Genomic DNA, 20,344 nt, shown 5'->3' on the forward strand with positions numbered 1-20,344 from the left:
TGAAGCCCCACAGGGTTCGCAACCCACGATGGGGTTGTGGATTCTATGGCGTTTTCCAGGGTAGCTCGTTCCTCCCAACCCTGGGCTTTGAGGCGCAATCCCGTTGGGATAGGGAGGAAGCCCTCCGAACTTGTGGGTAATGCTTAGGGCACGACACCGCTGTTCCTTCACGCCACCTTAGCCCTTCAACCCGCCCATTCAACTAGGGAGCTCCCCCAGCCACTCCGTCGCGTGCAGGAAAAGCGGAGACATGTCTCCGCACTCCATGCGCGCAACGATCATCGGGTCCGCTGTTAGATAGATCCCAGCCTGCCCCAGATGTAATCCCCCCCCTCATGCCCATGGGCGCCACCTTCGTCGGTAACTTTGTCGGAATCTTTGTCGAGTTTGCGGGGATTCCCCGCTGGATTCGCGGAAGTTTCCGACGAAGCATCTGACAAAGTCCGCAATCTCCCCGTACAAAAAAGAAGCGGAACGTTCTCCGCCCAGACCGACTACGTGCCCGGAAAATTTTCGTAGTCATGCCTGTGGAGGCCGTTCCGCTGGGATGCCTTATGCTAGAGTCGTGCCAACGGTGGTTGGAAGGAAGCGGGAGCTCGAAATCCCCGCCAAACGTTAGGCATTCGTCTCTGCGGCGGGTAAAGATTTGCCGGCCCTCCCGTGGCTGTTCACCACAGCTGGGGACTTTCCCCCAACCTCGATGAAATCTTCTGGGTATACTCGCCCATGGAATGCAGGGTCCCGAAAGGGAACCTCCCGCCCGTGGAGCGCGGTGGCATGCCCTCATCATGATCTCCAAAAATAGGGACTAGTGCCACTTTCCCGAGCGAGTTTTAGAACCGGCCAACGGGAACCTGGAGGGTTCTAAGAAATTAGCCGGTGGTCGATGCCTCGCGTCGACCACCGGCGCACCGTCCCCAAACCCCGCACCCCAGAAGGGGGTGCCACCTTTTGCTCCCGAGGACGTGGCATCGCTGCGCGATGCAGGGGCTTTTCGTGGGATCGTTTCCGGGGATCTTCGATCACCCGGCTAATCTCTATGACCCCACGGGGTCCGGCTGCGCGGGCAACCACTTTCCACCTCAGCTACCTGCGCCAATGGATCCATTTGCCTGATTCGGCGTCGTCTGACAGCGCGGGATCAGTCCCTCCGCAGATGTTTCGGGATGACCGCCCAGGTGGGGTAGGGCGTGTTGGGGCCCATCTGGGCGTGCCACAGAATGAGGTTGAGCAGGTCCTCATCGCATTGGTCCACTTTGTCGAGTGGAAGCTTTTGAGAGAGCTCGGCATCGCGCCGCAGGATCGGGTTCAGGATCGCCTTGGCTGGCGGGTTCAGCTCGTCCAAGGGAATGTTGTTCGCCACGGCCGTGTAGGGGGTGAAATCCGGAGTGCTTGTGAAGCAATCAAACATCGGAGTGGCCGCTGCGTCCATGGTGTTCATGGGAGGCAAGCCCAGGATCAATTCGATGGTTCGCAGCATGCCAGGCTGGTTGTATTGAGTGCTGACGACTTGGCGCCGTTTAGTGTACGGACTCACGACATAGCCCGTGGTGCGGTAACCGCTGACGTGGTCGTGCCCAGCTTGAGGATCGTCCTCGATGGCAAAGATGCAGGTCTCCTTCCAGAAGCGGCTCTTGCTCACAGCCTCAACAATCTGACCAAAGGCAAGGTCATTGTCGGCCACATGTGCCCCCGGAGTGGGCATCCCAGGCGAGGTGCCGGAGGTGTGGTCGTTGGGCAAGCAGATGATCATCAGGTTCGGCGCTTCCCCTTTCCGCTCAAATTCTTGCAGATCCTCGATGAAACGCGCCGCCCGATACACATCCGGCACCTCCATCGACCATCCCACGGTGTTGGTGTTCAGATAAGGACGCAGGGACTCGATCGCCGGGCGGCTGGTCATGAGAGTCTCACCTTTCCCGCTCGTGAAGTCTCGATAGTAATCGATGAACTTCGGAGCCGGTTTGCGTTTGGCATCCCGCCATCCGGTCACCGCGATGGCGAACTCACCGTAGTCGCGCACTGTCTTGCCGTGCTCCAGCGCGTTGTCCCAGATGAACCCGCCCGGAGAGTAGGCCAGCGCATCCACATCATCGTCATCCATGCCGTCGGGATAACTTCGTGGGAAGCCGGCAAAGGACTTTTCCATGTAATCGGTCGCAAACGCGGTGGTGGACCATTGATGTCCATCGGCACTCAGGATCCCTGCGCAGTAGGTGTTGTCCAGCAGGACGAATTCCCGAACCATCTTGTGTTGGTTGGGAGTAAATTTTTCTCCAAAGGTGCACAGCTTGGGATCGCCATTCCCTTCCTTGATGTCACCGAAGACCTGGTCGTAGGTGCGGTTCTCCTTGATGATATAGATGACATGCTTGAAGACGCTCGGCTCGCCTACGCGCTCGGGAACCGGCTGAGCGGCGCGACCTGGACGAGCGGGTAGCTGCGAGGCTTCGATCAGTTCCCGACGGCAGTTCGCCAGAGCCTGTCGTGTGTGAGTCACCAAGCCTTCCCGGTCGGGCAGTGGAATGAGGGAGATCGTGCCCACGTATTGATGGGAGTTAAACTTGGCCGGGTCGGTGGGGAGGGTTCGGCGGCCGGACCCCATCCCTTTGATGTTGGCCACGTAGAGGTTGCCGCGGGTTCCGTCAATGGCGATGGCCCCAGGAAACCATCCGGTGGGGATCAGCCCGCGCAATTTGCTGCCGGTGGCCCGGAACTGCACCACGGCTACCGCGTTTTGGGTGCCGTTGCACACGTAGAGCTGGCGGCCTGACCGGTCGAAGGTGAGAGCGTTGGGGCTGGCACCAAAGTAGTCGTCGGGCTGCCAGCGCAGCGAGAAGGTGTCGACCACTCTCTCTCGTCGTGTGTCGATGATGCTGAGGCTGTCGCTGCCCGCGTTCGCGACCACGAGGTAACGTCCGCCAGGGTGCAGGGCCAGGGCTGAGGCGTGGAGGCCGACCATGATGTCTTGGGTGACCTTGGATCTCGCGAGGTCGATGACCGTGACCGACCCCTCATTGGCGATGTGACGGTTGGGGTCGACTCGCACGTGGGTGCCGCGTCCGGCAGGACCGGTGAGGCTGTTGGTGTCGGGGCGGCGTCCTCCCCAGTTGCTGACGTAGACCTTTCCAGCCGCCTGCAGCACGTCATAGGGAGCTACCCCGGTTTCGAACAGATTGAGCTGCTTGCCGGTGGTGGTGTCCATTTCCAGCAGCCGGTTGGAAAGATTCAGCGCCACATAGATTCGTTTGCCATCCGGTGATAGCGCCAGTCCCGCGGGAATGTCCTTTTCGCGCTTGCTATTGCCGCTTTTCGGCAAGGCTAGGCTCCCCAAACCCTTGACCGTTCCCGTCTCATCCACCGTGAATACTTTGACGGAACCGTTCACATTGGAGAGATAGATCCGTTTGCCATCGGGAGAAAAGATGAGTCCGGTGAAACTCAGCTGTTCGCTCTTGTCAGGTTTCAGGATGTGCGTGGAGACCACATCCGGCTCCACCGAACCCGTCTCCGGAGGTAGCGCGACTTTTTGGCGAATGGCTCCGGTGACCGGGTCGAGCACATACAGTTCTGCGGTTTTGCCGGAGGTCACCAGGATTCGACCATCCGGGCTCAGGGCAATCCCCTGGGGACGTGCTTCGGGGAGATCGACCTGTTTTCCCGCCGGGGTTAGAATCTGACTGTTGGGCAGCATCGCCCGGCCGTCAGGCTTGCGCCCCACCGTCTCGTTTGCGGCCATGGGGGGGGCAGCTGCGTCGAGGGAGTTGACCAGCAACGCGGCACCGAGCGCGAAAGCGAGGTTGAAGAATCGAGTGAGGTCATGTTCACCGCCGCAGGAGCGGATGAACCGAGGAGATTTAGATCGCTGATCCATGAGCACTGGGTGCATCTTCCGGCGTTCGGATGCTGAGACGCCAGAATATTCTCAGTGCTGATGAGGGTTCTCTTCCTCGGTGCTCTTCCCGCCTTGGTGGTGCGAATTCGGAATCCCTTCGGGCCGAGATCTCAGGCCTGGCCGAGTGACTCCTATTCTTCATCTTCCCGTTACACAAACGTATACCGCGCTCAGTTGACTTGGTCCGCACAGTTCTGGTTAATTGCAGACCATGAACCAGAAGAACTCTCCCACTCGATGGCGCGGTCGACTTGGCTTCGTCTGCGCTGTGCCTTTCCTCGGTGCCTGTGTCATGGTCGCAGCCCCCGGTGGCCCCTCTCCGCAAGTTCCTGAAAACGGGGGGGCACCTGGCGCGTTCCCGAATACATCCGTCTCCTCGGTGAACATCATTGCCAAAGGAAACTCAGAAGCGTTCGACGCCCGCGTCGAAGTCGTTGGGTTCGATGGGCAGGGTCCCATTCCCTGGTCGCTGAACCGTTACAATCGAGGTGATTTCTCCGTGCGTCTTTCGCCTGCCGACCCCACCGCGGCCTTGGAGAGTTTGAACCTGGGTTTTAGAGAGTATGCCGAGATTGGGGTGGGGATGGCGGTTAATCAGGCCTGGCGTCCCCATCCCGCCTTGGGCGTCGTTATCCCCACCGCCCGGCAGAATGGCCCGATCGATTGGGCCGACGGCACCGAACCCTTTTTCCCCACCATCGCCATTTCGCAATCTTCCTCCGGCCCTGGCTACAACATGGTCAATGGCAGCTACGGCAATGGCGATCTGGACATCAATACCGGCCGAGCCGGCACTGGACCCAACGGCGAAGCCAATTTTGCGTTCTCCGTTACCTGGTTTCCCTTCGACCAGGGCTGGATTGGGGGCGAGTTCGGCAATCCTGGTCCCGCGGGTGAGGGAGTGTGGCGGCAAGCAACTTCTCATGCGACGGGTGTGACCGCCGGGATGCTGCAATGGATCGAGAATCCCGCGGGGAGTGGGACATTCGGAGGTTCCGCCACCTTGCGGCTACCCGGGGTGAATTCGCTCACGGACGGCATGCTTTTCGCAAGCTCGTCTGAAGGATCCAGCACGCTCAACATTGTCGGCGTGGCTCCGGTCACCGAAGGCGCGGGCTGGCACATCACCATTCGGGAGGATGAGGCCGCCGATGCCGAAACCCTGGCGGTGCCCAGTCAATCGCCTTTCCAGTGGGTTTACATTCCCTGGTCTACCGAGCGCCTCCTGGGTGGTTACATCAGCGGAAGCGATGCTTCCAAATTGGCCTCCAAAGGAGACTTCGCGGTCACACGCTCTGCGGAAGGCGTCTATGAGTTGATCGTGCCTGGCAAGAACGCAACCTCCGGTACTCTGATTCTGCAGCCCGCTGCGCTCGAGCCTGAGACCTCAGTTCCCTTGGCGACCCGGGCCTTCTTATCCTACGAGTGGTCGGGCGAAAAAATGGTCATCAAGAGTTTTGTTACCACCGGCGACGTGACCGCTGCTCCTCGCGACGTGGACTTCTACTTCGCCTGGATTGATTTTGCATCGCCGCTGGCGCCGGCCTCAAGTGTCCGCCTGCGCAATCTGCCGGCGGCCCAAGTGACTCCCAGCGAAGTCGAGGGAGTGGCGGCCGTCTTCAAGGAGGCTTGTGTGGCGATCAACACCGACGAACCCGAAATCCTGGTGACCACGATCGATGAGCGCAATGTGGGCGGCCACCTGGATCCGATCACCGGCGAAGTGGCGACGAGTGCGGTGGTGGGCTATTTCTACGATCCGGTCACTCTGGCCCAAACTCGCGGCCCCTTCGTGATTCTAGGCAACACCAGCGGGATCCTGAACCGCCACGACGCGAAGTATAATCCCGTTTCCAAGCAGTATGTGGTGGCAGCCAATGCCCGCACTTACGCAGGCGCAAATGGCCGTGCGATTCCTCTGATTGCCCTCGTGAATCCCGCCTCCGTTGCCGGGGAGGCTAGCCCGGTTGCCAAGGCCTTTTTCTACCGCGAGACCACCGAGACAGACTTCGATGATGTGTCCGTTGCGGTGAGCACGAAGAACGGAAACTTCTTGCTCGGCGCCGAACTGAAGATCACCGGCGAAGGTGAAGGCGCGGTGGGTGCGCTGTTCGACAAGGCCGGCACTCTGCTCACGCCGGAATACGCGCGGTTGGATCGCCTCCAGTTCAATGGAGACGAGGATGATCCGGATGTAGTGTATCTGCCCAAAAAGGATGTGTTCCTTTATGTCGTCAACACCGACGTGACCGGCGGCTTAGTCAATCGGGTGGTCGGCTCCATCATCCAAACCGTGCCCAACCAGGCCGGTGAATTGCAGGTGATGGATGAACAGGTCATAGGCGACGGCAGTCCTGCCTCGACCGCTGAGGGGCATCCAGCCTCCCTCGAAAACCCGCTGAACGGACAGATCATTACCGCCTACGACCTAGGCGGCAACAGTGTGGCGGCGGGGGACCTGGCCTTCACGACCCTTGGGGATGCTCCGTCCTATACCTTCACTCCTGCTCGTCCGGAGACACCCTACCTGACCGGAACTCTTGGTAATCCTTTCCAACACAATCATCCTCAGTTGGACGTGGATCCGGTTCACGGCGTGTTTCTCGTTGGAATGGCTGCTTACGGAAGCTCCCAGGGCAACCCCTCGGCTTACACCGTTCAAGCGTTCAGCTTGGAGGGTAATCTACTCAGCGCACCTTATGGCGCTCCCTTCTTCGTCGCTGACGCCCCAGGGGGAAACTCGGGCAGCGCCAACTATCAGAACCTAAAATACTCGCCGCAAAGCGGCTCGTTCATCGCGGTCTACAACAATGGCACCGCTGCTACGTTCATCACCTCTGTCAGCGTGACCTCCGATCATGCGGCATCGAGCCCGGCGCCCTCGCTCCTCGTCAGCCGTTCTGGGGGTAACGTGGTCCTCACTTGGCCGACGACCGCCAGCGGGTTCGTGCTCGAATCCACCGACAGTTTGTCAGCAGTCAATTGGACGGCGGTAGCCGCTGCCGTGGGTGAGGAAGGTGCCTTGAAAAAGGTCGAAGTGCCTGCAGCGGGTGCCGCGAAGTTCTATCGGCTGAGGAATTAATCTCCCGTTGGTTCACAACCGGGGCCAGGCAGCTCGCCTGGCCCCGTTTTTTTTTATCCTGAATCCGGAGGGAATTAACCACGGATTTCACGGATGACACGGATCCGTTTCTAGGTTTAGCGAGTATGGAGTGCGTGCAGCACTCTGCCGCTTTTGTCCCCTCGCCGAAGTCGGGATCCCCTATAGGCGTCCGCACAGATTTCCCCCTGTCTCGATCTCATCCCCCGACTTGGGTATCAGCGCCTCTCCAAGAGGTGGCATCACTGCGCGATGCTCTCTCTTTTTTGCGGAGTTTTCCGGGGATCTTCGATCACCCGGCTAATAGCTACGACCCCTGTGGGGTCGATGGTGATCGGCTTCTCCGCCAACCCGGCAGGGTTGCCAGAAATTAGCCTGGGGTCGCAGACCCCAGGAACCTTCAAAAATAAGGAGCATCGCGCAGCGATGCCACGTCCGCTTCAGGCAGTCATCACCTGGAGCGAATGGAACCTGATCCATTGGTAGATCAAAGGCGACCTGCGCTGCTCAACTCTCACTCCTCAATCCGATAAAGCGCGGTGTCGGTTCGAATGAAGATGGATCCATCGACCATCGCTGGCGTAGCCATGATTTTTCCCGGGAGCGAATTGGTCGCGAGCGCCTCGTAGGTTTTCCCGGGTTTGACCACAGTGGTGATGCCTTCGCGATTCGGAATATACAATCGGCCGTCGGCCAAGATCGGGCTGGCACTATGATTGCCGCCCAGGCGTTCGCGGTAGTGCTCTTTGCCGGAGTGCGCATCCACACAGGTCAGCATGCCGCCTGAATCGCTCAGGAAGTAGAGTTCGTCTCCCACCAAAATCGGCGAGACCATCGTGGGGGCTCCCTTGGAATATCGCCACGCGATCTCAGGGTTGGCGCTCCGGGCATAGTCGACGGCAATCATTTCCGGTCGCATAAACCCGGTGCTCATGAAGATTCGGTTGTGTCCCACGACCATCCGGGCCGACTGCGAAAAGCCCGAAACCCCCAGGCTGAGCTTCCACAGTTCCTTGCCCGTGGCCGGATCATAGCTATAGACCCAGTCGGACGCTTCGGAAATAAGCTGCTCGCGCCCCCCGATCTGCATCACCAGGGGAGTGCCATAGGCCTTCTTCAGTTGGGGATGGTCGGGCATTTTGCCGGAGCGATCGGTCTTCCAGGCCACTTGGCCGGTGTGTTTGTTCAACGCCGCGATGTACTGCTGATCGCTGCCATCCATGTGGAAAATCACCAGGTCCTTCCACACCACCGGTGAGCTGCCGGGCCCGTTCTCATGCTGGATTCGAAGGGTGGTGTTGGTCCATAGCACGCGTCCCTTCTTGGTGTCGACGCAGGCCGTTCCAAAGGCGCCAAAGTGGCAATACAGCCGATCTCGTTCGATGACCGGGGTGGGGGAAGCGTAGCTGTTGAGCTGATGGACGCCTTGGGGCTCTTCTTGGGTGAGTAGGGGAATTTGATGGAGGACCTTTCCGGTCTGACGGTCCACGGCGATCGCATGAAGATCCAAACGCTGTACGAGGGTCAGTGGTTGGTCTGCGGTGCTGGCCTTCAGCCGCCGCTCCCGATCCTCCGGCTTCACGGGAGTCTCGAAAGCGGACGTCATCCAAATCTGGTCGCCGAAGATGACGGGTGAGGACCAACCGCGACCGGGGATGGTGGTCTTCCACGTCACGTTTTTCGACTCGCCCCACTGTACCGGGACCCGCATCGGGTCCGCATGCCCATCGGCTCGGGATCCTCCCCATTGGGTCCAGTCACCGGCTTCGAGTTGGGATGAAAGAACCGAGAGTGCGACAACTGCGAGACCGAGGCTCAGTCGCTCGAGTGATCGTAGGGTCATAGTTCGGTAGGGTTTAGTGGGTCAGATTTCGAAGGTATAAATTCATGAACGACGCCCCGCCACCGCCGGTTTGGAGACCGAGCGCACGTTTGGCGGGTAGGCTGGAGGGCAGCGTCCTTTCGGCGACGACCTTGTCGCCCTGGCTCAACACCGCCTTGTGATCGCGAATCAAGAGCGAGAACCGCTTGAACGACCCGGCTACGGCTCCATCGAGGGGGAGACTCGTCCCTTGCCCATCGGGACTCCCGATGACGACCGACGGGACCTGCAGTGATTTTCCCTCCGCGGGCTTCTCCGGATTCACATCGAGAATCCACTCCACATCCCCATGACTTTCCTGCAGTGCCAGCCATTCCTGAGCAGAGGCAGTCCCTGAGGTCAGCTGGATGCGCTCGCCTCGGGCCTGCCAGCGAGTGGCGGTGGCCGCGTTGGTTTGCCACCCGCGTAAATCCAACCCAGTGAACAGGGACTTCCAGCCCTGGTCGAGCGGAGCGGTCAGTTCCGCCGGTGTCTGTGTTGAGGGAAGTTCCTTGATGCGAATATTCCGGTACTCCACCGGAGCGCCTTCGGATTCCAGTGCGAGGTAACCTTTGCGGTAATTGCAGTTTTCCCCACCGGAGACTTCCTTGCCATTCACGTGCAGGCGGAGCGTGCCGTTGTTGCACTCGATGCGATAGTGGTTCCATTCAGGGGATGGCTTGCTTCTTTCTTCGGACGGAAAGCTGCGATCGCCGTTGTGCCGGCCAAAGGGTTTCATCGAAGCGCCATGAATTGGGAAGACGTCCCCGTGCGTCGTGTACCACTCGTTCTTTCCTTTGATATTGAAACCATGGTCCAGGACCTGCACCTCGATACCGCGAAGGAAAGGAACACCGGGTGCCGCGATGGGTGTTCCCCAGATGAAGATCCCGGAGTTGCCCCCGCTGCTTAGGTGTCGCCATTCAGCTTCCAAGATGAAATTTTCGTAGTGGCGTGGGGTGCGCAGCGCACCGGTCGGACGTCCCGTGCAGTGAATCACCCCGTCGCGCACGCTCCACGTCTCAGGGGCACAATTGGCGTTGATCCAGCCGGTCAGGTCCTTGCCGTTAAACAGGGGGACGAAACCTTCTTCGGCAGCGGAGAGTTGGCTGCAGACCAGTCCGGTCACCAGAAGCCAGCGGTATACGTTCATGGGCTGAGACTGGCATCAGACGGGCCCGGATCGCAACTGCGGTTTTTTGAGGGGCAGGGGGTGGGTTTGGAGTGCGGCAGACCTCTGCTGCTTTGGTCCCCCCAGCGGAGCTGGGATCCCCCTCCGGGGGGCACGGAAAGCGGTAGAGGTCTACCGCACTCCAAAATGGGCCACAAACCTCGCGGAGCGTCCTGGAGTGCGGTAGCCCTCTACCGCTTTCGCCCTCCCGACGGAGTCGGATCCCCCCCGCCTCACCGTTGACTATTCGGTCCCTGGCACGTTGAATAGGCCCCGTTCTCCAACGTCTCCCTTTGGATCACATGATGACCCGGTTCCACTTGCTTGGCCTCCTTGTTTGGTTCGGATCGATGTCGACGTTCGCCGCCGAAATCCCCGCGGACCTCCGGCGGTTTCTGGACCGCCACTGCCTAGAATGTCACGACGCCGACACGCAGAAGGGAAAGCTGGACCTCTCCCGTCTGCCCTGGGAGCTCTCGAATCCCACCAACCTCGGCCGCTGGGTGCTGATCCACGATCGAACCGCCCACGGGGAAATGCCCCCTCCCAAGAAACCCCGTCCATCCTCCACTGATCAAACTGCGTTTTTGCGCCCCTTGAGCAGCCATCTAAGCCGGTCCGACCAGCAACGCATGGATCGGGAGGGGCGATCGCTGCAACGGCGCCTCAACCGTTATGAGTATGAAAACGCGCTGCGGGACCTGTTGCACGCCCCGTGGTTGCAAGTGCGGGATTCACTGCCCGAGGATGGGGAAGCTCATCGCTTCAACAAGGTTGGTGAGGTGCTCGACGTGTCCCATGTCCAGATGGCTCGCTACCTGAGCGCCGCGGACTTTGCGCTGCGCCAGGCCATGGCGACGCATGCGGAGCGACCCGCCACGCGAACCCAACGCTTTTACACACGCGATCAGCGGAGCTACACCGGGCCCATGAAGTTTTCGGTGTTCAACACTGCCCCCGAACGCGCCACGTTTCCTGTGCTAGGCTTTCACGGACAGCCAGATGTCCGCTCTGGCAAGGCCCCGCTCACCAGCACTAATGCGGCGGAGCGCGAACTAGAGGGTATGGGAGTGGTGGCGAGCGCCTATGAACCCATTGAGCCCAAGTTCAATCAGTTCAAGGCTCCGGTGGCGGGACGCTATAAAGTGCGATTCCACGCCTATTCGGTCTGGGTTGGTCCTGGCGAAAGCAATAAATGGTTTATTCCCAACCTCGATGTCGTCTCGCAAGGACGCCGGGATGAACCGGTGGTCATCTACTCAGAAACGCCGCCTCGCTTGCTCCGGTGGCTGGGGAAGTTTGATGTGACCCCTGAGCCGAAGGTTCATGAGCTGGAGGTGTGGTTGCTGGCGGGCGAGATGTTGCGCCCGGACGCGGCTCGGCTCTTTCGGTCCCGACCGGGTGCGGGCCGATGGCAGAATCCGCTCGCGGAACGTGACGGTCAACCGGGGGTGGTTTTCCGTTGGTTGGAAGTGGAAGGGCCGCTCTATGACCAGTGGCCCCCGGCGGGGCATCAGCTCTTGTTTGGCAATCTGCCTTTGGTCAATCGTACCAACCGGGCGTCGGAACCCTCGGTTGTCTCGGGGAACGCCGAGACCAATCGCGCGCGGGAGCGTCGGTTCGATCCTCCGGCGGGAGTGGATGTGGTTTCTGCTCAGCCCTTGGTTAATGCGGAGCGGCTGCTTCGTGTCTTTCTAAAGGAGGCTTATCGACATCCGGTGAGCGGTTCTGAGGTGCGTCGTTTCCTTCCCGTGGTGCGCTCGGCGCTGGCGCAGGGAAACTCCTTCACGGATTCGATGATCGCCGCCTATACGGCTGTCCTCAGCTCTCCTGGGTTTCTCTATTTGGAGGAGAAGCCTGGGCGGCTTGATGACGAGGCTTTGGCTGAGCGTCTGTCTTTCTTTCTGTGGAACACCGCTCCCGATGGCGAGCTTCGTCAGTTGGCCCGATCGAGAATGCTGCGTCGCCCCGAGGTGTTGCGCGCTCAGACCGATCGGCTGCTGCAGAGCCCTCGTTCGCGCCAGTTCGTAGACGCGTTCCTGGATTACTGGCTGGACCTGCGGCGCATGCAGGCCACTGCGCCGGATGCGACCTTGTATTCGGACTACTATCTCGACGATTTACTCACGGAGTCGGCTCTCGAGGAGACCCAGCTCTTCTTCGCCGAGCTGCTGCGAGGGGACCTGCCGGCTTCCAATTTGGTGGCATCGGACTTCGCGATGCTCAACGAGCGCATGGCTGCCCATTACCAGCTTCCATCGGTGCGGGGTGTGGCGCTGCGTCGAACCGCCTTGCCCAAGGAGACAGTCCGCGGTGGATTGCTCACCCAGGCGTCCGTTCTGAAGGTGACTGCCAATGGGACCACCACGTCCCCGGTGCTGCGGGGCGCTTGGGTCATGGAGCGCATTTTGGGCGAGAAGCCGCCCACCCCTCCGCCCAGTGTTCCCGCGATCGAACCCGACATTCGCGGTGCCACGACAGTGCGGCAGCAATTGGAGAAGCATCGGACCCTGGATTCGTGTGCCTCCTGCCATGTGAAGATCGATCCTCCTGGGTTTGCCTTAGAGAATTTTGATGTTTTCGGGGGATGGCGTGAGCGGTATCGGGCAGAGATGGGCACCAACGCTCCGCAAAAGGGCATCGCTAAGAGCGGTCAGAAGTTTGAGTTTCGATATGCACTCCCTGTAGACGCTGCTGGCTCGTTGCCCGACGGTCGGCCGTTCCAGGATATCCGCGAGTTTAAGCGATTGCTCCTCAGCGATGAACGTCGGATCGCCCGTAATCTGGCGCGACAGCTGACAGTCTATGCGACCGGTGCTCCGGTTCGCTTCGCGGATCGGGCGAGGATCGAATCGCTCCTCGATGGAGCGCAGAAGAGCAACTACGGGGTGCGAACCTTGGTTCATGAGCTAGTCCAGAGCGACCTGTTCCGGAATAAGTGAGGGCGGAGGCAACGGCAGTTGTAACCACGGATCTTCTGGCGGTTCTCAGGCGTCTCGGTTGTGATTTGAAGTGGATGGGGGGGGCAGGTCGCCATGGACTCGGCGGACTTGTGCCGGGCTTTCAGCCCTTGATGGGCATGGAATGTTTACCTGGGGTTGTCACCCCCAGGCTGGGATGTGACGCACCTTTGGTGCTCAAGCCCAACGAGCCACCGACTCAATACCAAACCCAGCCCAGGCCACGGAGCCCCGATTCGAATGGAATGGATCAGTAGCGTTGGAGTCCGCGGGCCACAGGCCCAGCACCATCCCAGCCTGGGGTGACAACCCCAGGTTGCGTCACCCCACACACGCTGAGGGCTGAAAGCCCGCACCATCGCAGGGTGTTACCCTCTGAATTCGACCTGAATCTCACCCTCTTCTATTCATACCCCACCGTCCCATCCCTTCGTAATCGTAATCGTAATCGTAATCGCGTTCCCGTCCTCCCGTCGCTTTAAGATTGCCTGTGCCGCCATTTTCCGCGACAAAGGATCAAGTCCCCAATGGGTCGCGAGACTAAAGACAAAGATATGAAAGCACCACACCTCGCCCTTCGTCAGCCTGTCAACCGGCGCACCTTTCTACGCGGAGTCGGGATTGCCCTCTCCCTGCCGCTTCTGGAAACCATGTCGCCAACCTTCGCGTGGGCAGCCCGCCGAGAAGCCGAGCAGACCCCCGGTGGGAAACCCCGTCGGATGTTTGGTATATGCAATAATCTCGGGCTCCTGCCGGAACACTTTTTTCCGAAGGAAGCCGGCAATGGCTACGCCCTCTCGCCGTACTTGGAGCTGCTGAAGGAGCATCGGGAACGATTCACGGTGTTCAGCGGAGTCTCGCATCCGGAAGTCGATGGCGGCCATCCGGCCGACAACTGTTTCCTCACCGCCGCGCCTCATCCCGGCAGTGGCGGGTTTCGCAATACCATCTCGCTCGATCAATATATCGGGGAACGTATCGGACATCTAACCCGGTTCCCCTCGCTGACTTTGGGAGTCAATGTGCAGCAGGGATTGCGCAGCCTCTCCTGGACCGGATCGGGCGTTCTGATCCCTTGCGAGGAGCGCGCCTCGGATGTCTTCCGGCGCATGTTTCTGCAGGGGTCGCGCGAGGAAACCGAAGCGCAGGTGCGCAAGCTGGAAACCGGCAAGAGCATTCTCGACGCCGTGGCGGGTCAGGCTCGAAGCTTGCAGAAGACGGTTGGCCCTCGGGATCGCGAGCGGTTGGATCAGTACTTTACGAGCGTGCGTGACTTAGAGCAGCGCATGCAGATGTCGCGTGAGTGGGAGGATCGTCCCAAGCCTCAGGTGTCGGCATCCGTTCCTCTCGATCCAGCCAGCCCCAAGGCTTACATGGACAAAGTGAAGGTTATGTACGACATGGTGCGACTGGCCTTCGAGACCGACTCCACTCGGTCAGTCTCTCTCCTGCTGGATAGCGTCAACTCTCCGGCGATCGAGTTTGGAGACGTGAAGACGAACGACGGTTATCACAATCTCTCGCATCACGGAAAATCCAAGGAGAAGCTGGCGCAGCTCAAGTCCATCGACGAGTGGCATATGAAGCTGCTGGCCGACCTTTTCGGGCAGCTCGCGGCCGTCCAGGAAGACGGGGAGCCTTTGTTGAATCGCACCATGATCGTGTATGGTTCGAATCTGGGCAACGCCAATACCCATGTGACCACGAACATGCCGGTGCTGTTTGCGGGAGGTGGATTCAAACATGGCCGCCACGTGGCCTTTGACACGGCGCATAACTATCCCTTGCCCAACTTGTTCGTTTCCATGTTGCAGCGTCTCGGGTTGGAGACGGATCGGTTTGCCTCTTCCACCGGAACGATGCGCGGTCTGGAGATGTCGTGACGTCTCACCGATTCGCGGGGCTTTGGTCGATCCTCATGGCCGTTGGCCTGCCTTTGGCCGGTGTAGGGTTGACAGCGTCGGCCGCCGATCCGTCCAGCCTCGACGTCAAAAAGACGCCCGCCTACCGGCAGCTGAAGTCACGGTTGGATGCCACTCCGGCCATCGACACCCACGATCACCTGCCTCCGTTCGATCAAATTCGAGGGCGAGTGGAGACCGATCGGGGCTTCGGGATGACGCTTCAGTCTCTCTGGCAGAGCAGCTATTACACCTGGTTCAATCCGCTTTCTCCCTGGCCGAAGTCCGGTCGCTTCGAGGAATGGTGGACGGTCGCTGCCAAGGATTTTGACAACGCGCGTGCCACCAGCTTTTACCGCTATCAGCTGCCCGCGTTTACTGACCTGTATGGAGTGGATTTTGAGACGCTGAGCCCCCAGGGAGCCGCAGATCTGAATCGGCGCATCTTCGATCACTACCAGGATCGCAAGTGGGTGGAGCACGTGGTGACGGAGCGTGCCAACATTGAACTCATGGTCATGGACCCGTACTGGGACCGGCTAGGGCTTGCGCTCGAGTACTCCTTTGCCGTTCCGGCTATTAATGTCACCGCCCTCATCCGCGGGATTCACAGCAGTGATTTCAGTAGCCCGAACGACTCGCCTTATCTTTTCGGTAATCGGGCGGGACTGAAGATCGAGTCCTTGGATGACTACATTGCCATGATCCGACGCATCTTGGAGGACGGAAAAATGAAGGGAGCGGTCTGTCTGAAGACCACCACCGCTTATGAGCGCACTCTGGACTTTGAGAAAGTCAGTCACGAGCGGGCGTTGCGCGGTTGGGGCAAGCCCCGAGGACAGTCCTCTCCGGCGGACGGCAAGGCGTTTCAAGATTATGTGATGTGGCAGATCGTTGTTATGTCGGCTGAACTCGATCTACCGTTTCAGATTCACACCGGGCACGCGCGCATTCAGGGGAGTAATCCGATGTTGTTGGTGGATCTCATCGCTGCGAATCCCAAAACCAAGTTCATCCTGTTCCACGGCGGCTATCCCTGGGTGGGCGAGAGCGGTGCGATCGCCACCCGACACAAGAACGTTTGGTTGGATTCGGTGTGGCTGCCGACTATTTCCTATACCATGGCCAAACGGACCTATCAGGAATGGCTGGAGGTGATGCCGTCGAATCGAATCCTGTGGGGGGCGGACGCGCATCATGCCGAAGGCATTTATGGAGCCACCGAGTTCACGCGTCGCTGTCTGGCCGAAGCCTTAGCTGAGAAAGTCGAACGCGGGGAGTTGCGGTTGGAACATGCCGAGCAAATTGGAGTGCAGATCCTGCGCGAGAATGCGCTGGAGTTGTTTCCTTCGATGAAGGCCAAGCTTTGGAAGCATAAGGGTTCATTGCCTGCGCCGAAGTAGAGGGTGAGGTGGGGCCTCGGCAACCTTGCTGGAAGCTCCTTCAGAACCTTCCGTAAGCCCCGCCATTTGAGATCAGGACTGCCCGGATTTGCACCGCAGAGACGGGAAGAGCGCAGAGAAACGGGAATGAGATTCGACTCCTTCATGCGTCGTCCGAGGAGACGAACCCGCAGGGTTCCCAGACACTAGCCGGGGGTGCCAGCACCCCCGGAACCGTTAAAATCACGGAGCATCGCGCAGCGATGCCACCGGCCTCTGAGGCTTGTTTCATCCTATTCAAAGATCCTGATCCGTTCGTCAGTCCACGCCCCGGCTGGTGGCACGCCTTTCAGGGTGCTGGTAAACAGGGGGCCGTCAGACCGGGGGTGTCGTTGTGCTCCACGCCCCGGCTAATCTCTTTGAACCCTGTGGGTTCTCTGCGCCTCCTACAAGGATCAGGTCACTGCTCCCATCGTCGGATCGATCCATCCAACCCGATGATGAAGACATACTCCTTAAAGTCCCCGAACGAGTAGGAGTAGTAGACCACCTGACGAATGTTCGCTGCCGCCAACGCCGTCCGCGCGGCGGCTGGAAGTTCAGGCTCCATCCATGGATCTGCTACCGCCTCATAAATCGTCTCGTGCCCCTCTCGACCACGGAGAATAAAGGTCTGCGAGAACTCTCCTTGTAGATCCAGCGGTTCAGCAATCAGCCCCTCTAGGCGCATCGTGCCTCCGCGTGCGACATACGCATAGGGCGACTTGCCAGGGATGGAACTACAATCCGGTCTCGGGATGGGGCCGGTGCTTGACCCCACCACCCGCTCCAGTCGTTGAGAAAGAGACCAGCTCAAGCCGTTCGTTGTCAGCAACACCAGGGTGGGCTGAGAATTCCCCTCTAGGCTGACCGGATAAAGCGTTACCGACTCCTCCCAGACACTGGTCACAACGGGATCCCCAATCAGAGATAAGCCCGGTAGCGCCGCCGGATACCGGGTGCTGAGTTGGATGGTGGCATCCGACAACAGCCTCGCCGGGCTCTGGCTGAACAGCACTGTCTTGTCGTAGCGCGTCACCAACGTCCACGTCCGGTCGGGCTCGAGCTCGCTGCCCCAGGTGTTGGTCGTCCACATCCAGAAGCTTGCGAGTGAATTCGATCCGCCGAAGCGTGCTCGTGGCCATTGGGTGATGGGATTCGTGCGGGCGACCAAACTGTTTCCTTCTCGGTAGGTTGCTTCGGTCAGGTTCCAGGCGTTGCGGACGAGGGAAGGGGAGGTGAGTGCCGTGTTGCTGTTCCCAATTCGCCACGAACTTTTGAGCCGGTGAGTTGCCAGAATCGATCCGTAGGGGATGAGATCGGTGACCTGCGAGGCTAAAAACGCAGGGATGGGATGATCCGGATCGCGGAAGGGAATCTCCCGGACCTGTTTGATTTCCAAACGTCCGGGGCTGATTTTTTTGAACTCCAGATCGAGATGCACTTCCGTTCGATTCGTGATCTCTTTGACGAAGACCTTGGAAACGTCCGTGATCAGGCCCCCCAATAAGTCATAATCCCCGGGCCAGGTCAGAACCGTGGATCCCAACGGCACGAGGCTGGAGCTCTTCCGATGGTGGAGATTTGTTCCCACCATGAGGGGAACATAGTCCACCTGCTCGCTGAGAATACCTGGATCCGGATTCGCCACGGAGAGCGCCCCTTTCTGGGTGACCAGTTGAGTTGTGAATGTCCAGTTGCTGCCTACTCTCACGGCTCGGACGGTGGCAACCCCGTTCGCCATCTCAATGTCGTCGGGAGTGGAATAGTGAACGAGTACGGCCATTCCCGCCTGATCCTCGCTCACCCCGAGCCGAAGCCTTTCCAGGAAGGCGTTGTCGTTGTAAAAACTCGCAAATACCTTGCGGATGGCCAGTAGCACACCCCGTTCAGTCTTGTCGTGAGGGTCACACACGCTCGGTCCATCTTCGTCGTCATCCAGGTCATCACCCAAGCAGCCACTGTAGCTGTCATAAAGCCCCGCCCCGCTGAAGAACTCGGAGTCCTCGACGTTGGTGGAACTTCGAAACCGGATCTTCCGGCTGGATCCAAAGCGTTCCACGGAGTTGAGGACCAGTTGCCGGAGCCCCGGACTGAACTGGGCCACGCGGATGATTTGATCGCGCAGGAACGACAGATCGCTCTTCAGGGCTTGCACGTCGGGTGGGTAGATGTATCCACCCAATCGACTCTCGATCATTTGCCGCAGGGTGGATCCATCAGGCATGACCTGGGCCAGAAATCCGTCCCATAAATCAAAGGAGAAGGCAATGGCTTCCGGCGAGTAGTCCGGGATCACCCGTCGCAGGATGCCGAAGTTGGCGGCCTTTCCTCCGAAGTAGCGGATGTCGGATGGAGAGAGGGTATCCGTTAGGCTGACGATGCTCGGATAGGACTCTTTCGGAGAAAACTGCAGGGATTCGTTGATCTGTGACGCCACCACCACCTGCCTAAAGCCGGGGGTGATGGGATCGCGGAGAGGGCGGATGCTGATGTCGCACGCGCTCAGGGTGAGCCCGGTTCGGAACAACACCTCTTGCTGGTCAAGACCCCGAATGCGGGCTTGCTCCGTTGGATCGGCCAGATAGATGAAGGGGATGCCGTAGGAATCGGCGAGAATCGCGACATGCGAATTGGGGGTGGCCGGTGTGAGGCTGATGATTCCCGAGACGAACGGAAGTTCCGATGGAATCGCGTCCGTCAGCAGGATATCGGTGGGAATCAGGGCCCCACTCGCATAGGCATCCTCGATGGAACCGGAGGCTACATAAACCAATCGGCCAACGGCCCAACCCGGCGCGTAGCACACCGTCGTGGTATCCAACCAGCGCGAGGCGCTGATGACCGGCATTCCCAACGCGGCGTATTCTGCCCCCTGATCGCGGATCCACTCAGCCTGCTCGTAGCTGGGGAGATATAAAACCGGAGTGCTCGGTGCGGATGCAACGCAGTCTCTGACGCGATGGAACCAGCTCGCGATCTGGGCTGGCGGATAGGGATCGACTCCGACGAACTGGATGGCGAATTCATCTCCAGCCAACGGAGCCAGCACGCTGCCCAGAATGACTCGTTGTCCGTCACGGTGCAGGGCGATGGCGTCGAATGCGTCTGCGCTCAGGCCTTGAAATGGGGCGAACCTTTGGGTGGCGAATTCGTAATGGAGGAGGTAGGCCGAGTTATCCTGAAAATACACGCGGTTTGGATCCTCGACCAGGATCAGGAACTTGGCCCATTGCAGTCGATCAACCGAGTCGCAGTCGGATCGTTTCCAGAAAGGGTCATCAGGGAACCGGAGGAGGTTGGCCCAGTCGTTGGTCGGAGTGCGCGGGAGTGTCCGGGCACGGTAGTAGGCTGGGTTCGAATCCTGCCAGGTCGGATCGCTGTAGATGAAGGGGGCATGATGGACCTGGGCCAGTTCTCGCCATTGCCTGAGATCGGGAGATTTTTCCAAGAGGTGAAACACAGTTCCAGGGTCAGGGCCTGGTCCAACGGCCTCTCCGCGAAGAACCAGAGCTTCCTGATGGAGAGGCTTTTCCACAGCAAGCCGAACGGCCGGCACCTCGTCGTCGGGTGAGAACGCCGCTTGCCCCATCTGAGCGATGGTGAGAAAGAGACCACACCCAAGCGCTCGAACCGCCGGACCTATTGGGCAGACGTATTTCACCAGATCCGCACCTGCCTTCGGGTGCGTTACTTTATACTACCATGTCTCGGCATTTTGAACAGCTCTCACTGAAGCAGTCAGAGGTGGGGTGGGCACAGCTGGGATCCCCCTCCGGGGGGGCCCGAAAAGCTGTAGAGGGCTACAGGACTATGGAACTATAAACCTCGTCGGATCGGTTCCCGATCAACTCCAAACGCTTCGCGAGGAATGTGGGACATATGGAGTGCGGGAGCCCTCTCTGAGCATTACCCACAAGTTCGGAGGGCTTCCTCCCTATCCCAACGGGATTGCGCCTCAAAGCCCAGGGTTGGGAGGAACGAGCTACCCTGGGGAAAACGCCATAGAATCCACAACCCCATCGTGGGTTGCGA

The 20,344-nt window shown here is 59.5% G+C and carries 8 protein-coding genes; 4 read left to right on the forward strand and 4 right to left on the reverse strand.

The features are described 5' to 3' along the window. Nucleotides 1–1,141: 1,141 nt before the first annotated feature. Nucleotides 1,142–3,739, reverse strand: a complete 2,598-nt coding sequence (locus JNN07_11580; protein ID MBL9168373.1) for a bifunctional YncE family protein/alkaline phosphatase family protein — start codon at nt 3,737–3,739, stop codon at nt 1,142–1,144. 367 nt (nt 3,740–4,106) lie between these two features. On the opposite strand from JNN07_11580, the gene JNN07_11585 reads away from it, so the two are divergent. Further along, the gene (locus JNN07_11585; protein MBL9168374.1) at nt 4,107–6,977 is read left to right on the forward strand and encodes a hypothetical protein; all 2,871 of its coding nucleotides are present in this window, start codon (nt 4,107–4,109) and stop codon (nt 6,975–6,977) included. A gap of 532 nt (nt 6,978–7,509) precedes the next feature. Here JNN07_11585 and JNN07_11590 read toward each other — a convergent pair. Continuing rightward, on the reverse strand, nt 7,510–8,838 hold the full coding sequence (locus tag JNN07_11590) for a PQQ-binding-like beta-propeller repeat protein (GenBank protein MBL9168375.1): 1,329 nt from the start codon (nt 8,836–8,838) through the stop codon (nt 7,510–7,512). Between the two features lie 13 nt (nt 8,839–8,851). Then, the gene (locus tag JNN07_11595; protein MBL9168376.1) at nt 8,852–10,009 is read right to left on the reverse strand and encodes a DUF1080 domain-containing protein; all 1,158 of its coding nucleotides are present in this window, start codon (nt 10,007–10,009) and stop codon (nt 8,852–8,854) included. 320 nt (nt 10,010–10,329) lie between these two features. On the opposite strand from JNN07_11595, the gene JNN07_11600 reads away from it, so the two are divergent. The 3 genes from JNN07_11600 (at nt 10,330) to JNN07_11610 (ending at nt 16,291) form a co-directional block, all read left to right on the forward strand. Then, nucleotides 10,330–12,969, forward strand: coding sequence for a DUF1592 domain-containing protein (locus JNN07_11600; protein MBL9168377.1), 2,640 nt, complete (start codon nt 10,330–10,332; stop codon nt 12,967–12,969). 572 nt (nt 12,970–13,541) lie between these two features. Then, nucleotides 13,542–14,870 (forward strand): DUF1552 domain-containing protein, encoded by a 1,329-nt coding sequence (locus JNN07_11605; protein MBL9168378.1) that lies wholly within the window; start codon nt 13,542–13,544, stop codon nt 14,868–14,870. After that, nucleotides 14,867–16,291 (forward strand): amidohydrolase family protein, encoded by a 1,425-nt coding sequence (locus JNN07_11610; GenBank protein MBL9168379.1) that lies wholly within the window; start codon nt 14,867–14,869, stop codon nt 16,289–16,291. The genes JNN07_11605 and JNN07_11610 overlap by 4 nt, the downstream gene beginning before the upstream one ends. Nucleotides 16,292–16,730: 439 nt before the next feature. Here the strand turns inward: JNN07_11610 and JNN07_11615 are convergent, their stop codons facing one another. Beyond that, nucleotides 16,731–19,973, reverse strand: coding sequence for a hypothetical protein (locus JNN07_11615; protein MBL9168380.1), 3,243 nt, complete (start codon nt 19,971–19,973; stop codon nt 16,731–16,733). Between the last annotated feature and the right edge of the window lie 371 nt (nt 19,974–20,344).

The organism is Verrucomicrobiales bacterium, assembly GCA_016793885.1.
In the GTDB taxonomy this organism is placed as follows: domain Bacteria; phylum Verrucomicrobiota; class Verrucomicrobiia; order Limisphaerales; family UBA11320; genus UBA11320.